Annotated in this window: 4 protein-coding genes; all 4 read right to left on the reverse strand. The window is 35.1% G+C overall.

Annotated features, from left to right (window positions below; translation table 11 throughout):
• Positions 1-25 precede the first annotated feature (25 nt).
• Positions 26-577, reverse strand: a complete 552-nt coding sequence (locus DYH56_RS15440; protein WP_114643757.1) for a sugar O-acetyltransferase — start codon at positions 575-577, stop codon at positions 26-28.
• 165 nt (positions 578-742) lie between these two features.
• Positions 743-1,972 carry a mechanosensitive ion channel family protein gene (locus tag DYH56_RS15445; protein ID WP_114643758.1) on the reverse strand — a complete coding sequence of 410 codons (1,230 nt, stop codon included), beginning with the start codon at positions 1,970-1,972 and terminating at the stop codon, positions 743-745.
• 33 nt (positions 1,973-2,005) lie between these two features.
• On the reverse strand, positions 2,006-2,974 hold the full coding sequence (locus DYH56_RS15450) for an NADH:flavin oxidoreductase (protein ID WP_233500057.1): 969 nt from the start codon (positions 2,972-2,974) through the stop codon (positions 2,006-2,008).
• 181 nt (positions 2,975-3,155) lie between these two features.
• Positions 3,156-3,905, reverse strand: a complete 750-nt coding sequence (locus DYH56_RS15455; protein ID WP_114643759.1) for an HAD family hydrolase — start codon at positions 3,903-3,905, stop codon at positions 3,156-3,158.
• Positions 3,906-4,132 lie beyond the last annotated feature (227 nt).

The following is a 4,132-nucleotide window of genomic DNA, read 5'->3' on the forward strand; positions in this document are numbered from 1 at the left end:
ACCCAAAAGGGTCAAGCCTCTTTTTTTATAATTTTTTTATGATCTTACATGGATTTCCTCCGGCAAATACATTATCTGGAATATCTTTGGTCACAACACTCCCCGCTCCTATGGTGGTATTTTTTCCGATGGTTATTCCCGGCAGAAGGACAGCTCCTCCACCAATCCATACATTATCACCTATTGTTATGGGTTTGGAAGATTCCAGTCCTTTTATCCTTTCCTCAGCGTCTAAGGGATGGGTTGCTGTGTATACCTGAACATTTGGTCCAAACATCACATTGTCACCGATAATTACCCTGTTTACATCCAGGATAGTGCACGAAAAATTTGCATAAAAATTTTTTCCTACCTCTATATTATATCCGTAGTCACAATAAAATGGAGGTTCTATTTTTATCTCTCCTTTAACAACCATCAGTTTTTCAAGAATTTCTTTTCTTTCCTCTGTTTCTATGGGTTTGGTGGAATTGTACTCTGAAATCAACACCCTTGCCATGAGCCTGTCATCCATGAGATTCTGATCTCCAGCAAAATATAACTCCCCGGCCAGCATCTTTTCTTTTTCACTCTTCATACATCGTCTCCTTCATGTTAGTCTAATCTCTGCATAACTATTTATTTTAAGTATACTATAGTTTATATCCTAAAAAATTATATTTTTTACAACAAAAAAGCAACGTGACGTTGCATCCAAATAGCCATAATTTCCCAGATAACAAAAATAAGAGGCATCAGCCCCTTATTTTCTTAACATTTTTAAATCATTCCCGGTAGGATTTTGAAATATTGCCAGGTCAAATTCATGGATTGTTGGTATCAGATGTTCAAAGAGATCCGATTGAATTCCTTCATATTCCTGCCAGACAATTGTTTTGGCAAAGCAGTATATCTCAAGGGGAATTCCTTGAAATGTAGGTTCCTGCTGCCTAACCAATAGGGTCAAATTCTGATTGATATAGGGACTGTTTTTTAGATATAATTGAACGTAGGCCCTAAACATCCCGATATTTGTAAGCCTTCTTCCGTTGATAGGAGCTGCCCCGATATTTTTGTCACTGTTGGATTTTTCTATCTCTTTTTCCTTTTTTTCAATATAATCTTTTAAAAGATCAATTTTTTTATATTTTTTCACTTCTTCTGAAGATAAAAATTTTACACTGCTGCTGTCTAAAAATATAGATCTTTTTATCCTCCTGCTGCCTGCGGACTGCATCCCCTTCCAATTTCGAAATGAGTTGCTCACAAGGGCGTAACTGGGGATAGTTGTGATAGTTTTATCAAAATTCTGAACCTTTACATTGGTTAAATTTATCTCTATTACATCTCCATCAGCCAGCTGACCCGGCATCTCAATCCAGTCTCCTATCCCAACCATATTATTGGCAGCCAGTTGAATACTGGCAACAAACCCCAAAATAGCATCTTTGAAGATCAGCATAATTACAGCTGTCATTGCACCTATCCCGCTTAAAATTTTAAGGGGGGATTTATCCATAATTATTCCTACAGATATTGTCATAGCTATAATCATTAAAAATAAACTCATAACCTGAAGATAACTCTTAATGGGCCGCCTTTTAGAAATACTGTATGTACTGTAAATATCACCGAATACCGATAAAATCCCGTTTGCAATAAGGGTGAATATTATCACTATCCCTATGTTTATAGCCTTTTCAAAAAAAGATTCAAAAAAATTCAACTTGCTTATCATGGTATGAAAAACAATTAACGGCACTAAAGCATTTAAATATTCCAAAATATTGTTCTCAATTAAAAAATCATCCCATTTAGTTTCGCTTTTTTTAATCAGTTTAATCAGATGATTTTTTATTATATAAGCTGTAATATAATGCATAATAACCGCTATTATTAAGGTTATTATTGTTATTATTCCTACAATCAAACTTCTTTTATAGGATCCGCTTACATTTAAATACTCGATAATTGTATTGTAAAATTCATTCATATTTTTCTCCTGTTTTTTTACTTAAATCTGAATTTATAAGAGTTTTCCCCCTGTATTTTTCCTGAATTTATACTTTTTTTCAGCCCAGGATATCCAGTGAGGTCTCGAAATCATCGCCCTTCCAACAGCCACCAGTTCCACTAAATCATTTTCAATCAAATAGCTGGCTTCTACCTCTTTTTTTATAGCTCTTACAGCTATCACAGGGGTTTTAACGTGTTTTCTTATCTCTACTCCCAGATATACCACCCAGTCAAGGGGAAAGTCAGCCGGCATATCTATCTTCCTGTCCTGTTTAAAACTGGGATCAGGGACTCCGCTGGATACATGGATCAGATCTACTCCGGCTTTTTCAACTTCTTTTGCAATATAGATCCCCTCTTCTAATGTAGGCTCATTTCCTCCTATCCTGATTCCCAGTATAAAGTTATCATCAAAGATCTCTTTTGTTCTTTTTATCAATTCACGGGTAAAGTACAGCCTGTCGCCATATTTATCTGTTCTTTTATTCCAGAGTTTAGAATGGAGCTGTGATATAAGATAGGTATGTGCCCCATGGATCTCAATCCCGTCAAATCCGCATTTTTTTGCCCTGTGAAAAGCTGCGATAAACTCCTCTAAGATCTCATCTAATTTTTCCTCCGATACATCAGCTATCCCTTCTTTAAATCCAGCATGGTGAAGCTGGATAAGGGTAGGAGTTTTATGTTTCCTGCAGACATCTGCTACCTTAGTCAGTCCCTCTATAAAACTGTCATCCCATATTCCTATCTGATTATCCCTTAATTTACCATCTTGGGCAACACAGCAGGCTTCCAGGATGATCATCCCGACTCCTCCCAGAGCTATTTCCTCGTACCATTCCACCAGGTCATCGGTAACATATCCATCCTTACCAATGAGGCTGAATCTTACCATAGGCGGTAAAACTACCCTGTTTTTCAGGGTTATTCCCTTTATCTTAAATTCTGTAAATAAATTTACTTTTTCTTTCTTTTCCACTTTTTCTCCTCTAATCAAAACATTCTTTAAACTATTAACTAAAAAATTTTAACGCAGACTCATCAACTATTCTAAAAAATATAAATTCAAAACCTTTTCTTTAGTCACTAATTGCACAAATAATCACAAAAAAATCTTTTTCATCTAATTATTCATTATCAATTCTAAATTTTCAATTAATTTATTCCTCTTCCCATTCCTCAATAAATGAGCACTCATATATATCTACATCCGAACTAAGTTTATAAATAACATCTTTTCTTTCCACGACAATTTGAATTTTTCCCTTTAATCTTTCATTTTTTTGGATATTTTCCAAAAGCCCCTTAGCCGGATTGATTGTAATTGGATGTCCCACTGATTTCATCATAGTCAGGTCACCATTGGTATCTCCATAAGCATAGGATTCATCTAAGTCTATATTATATTTTTCTACAAATTTATCGATAGCTTTTTGCTTGCTGACCGAATCCCACATAGGAGTAGTTTCTCCGGTAAATCTCTCCCCGTCATAGTGATAAATTGTCCCGCAATAATCATCTGCACCGTATTTTTCTGCCATTTTCGACACCAAAAATTCCGGACTTCCGGAAATAAATATAACTTTATGCCCCTGTGCTTTATGCCATTTTATCCTGTCTCTGGTATATTTATACACCCTTCCTGCCTTTACATCTATTACCTGGTTGGCTACAAACTCATTTTGCTCTACCGTTATATTTTGGATAACTTCTACATAGGTATCTACCAGTCCCAATAGGTACGCATCATAGCCGCCTTCCCTCATATCCCATTGGGTATACAGGTCTTTCACCTTATTTTCCCACTGCCTGGGATCTATTAATTCATATTTTATCAACCTTTTAAAATGCTCTGTCAAAAGAGAATCTCTGTATATGGTTCCATCAATATCAAAAAATGCTGCTTTCATAAATCTCCTCCCTATTTGTAAATAATTTTTTTTATTAATTTTCCTTGATAACTCAATGTATCTATTAAGTTTTTAACTTTGTTAATTTGACAAATAATTGCTTATTTATGGATATTTCATAGTATTTAATACTGAAAACAAGAATTTTTGTATAGCAAACAAACGTCCTCACTATTTTTTTTGAAGGCCTTATTCCCTCAATATTCTTATGGCAACTACCCTCCCAT

Origin of the sequence: Psychrilyobacter piezotolerans (assembly GCF_003391055.1) — a bacterium.
Lineage (GTDB): Bacteria > Fusobacteriota > Fusobacteriia > Fusobacteriales > Fusobacteriaceae > Psychrilyobacter > Psychrilyobacter piezotolerans.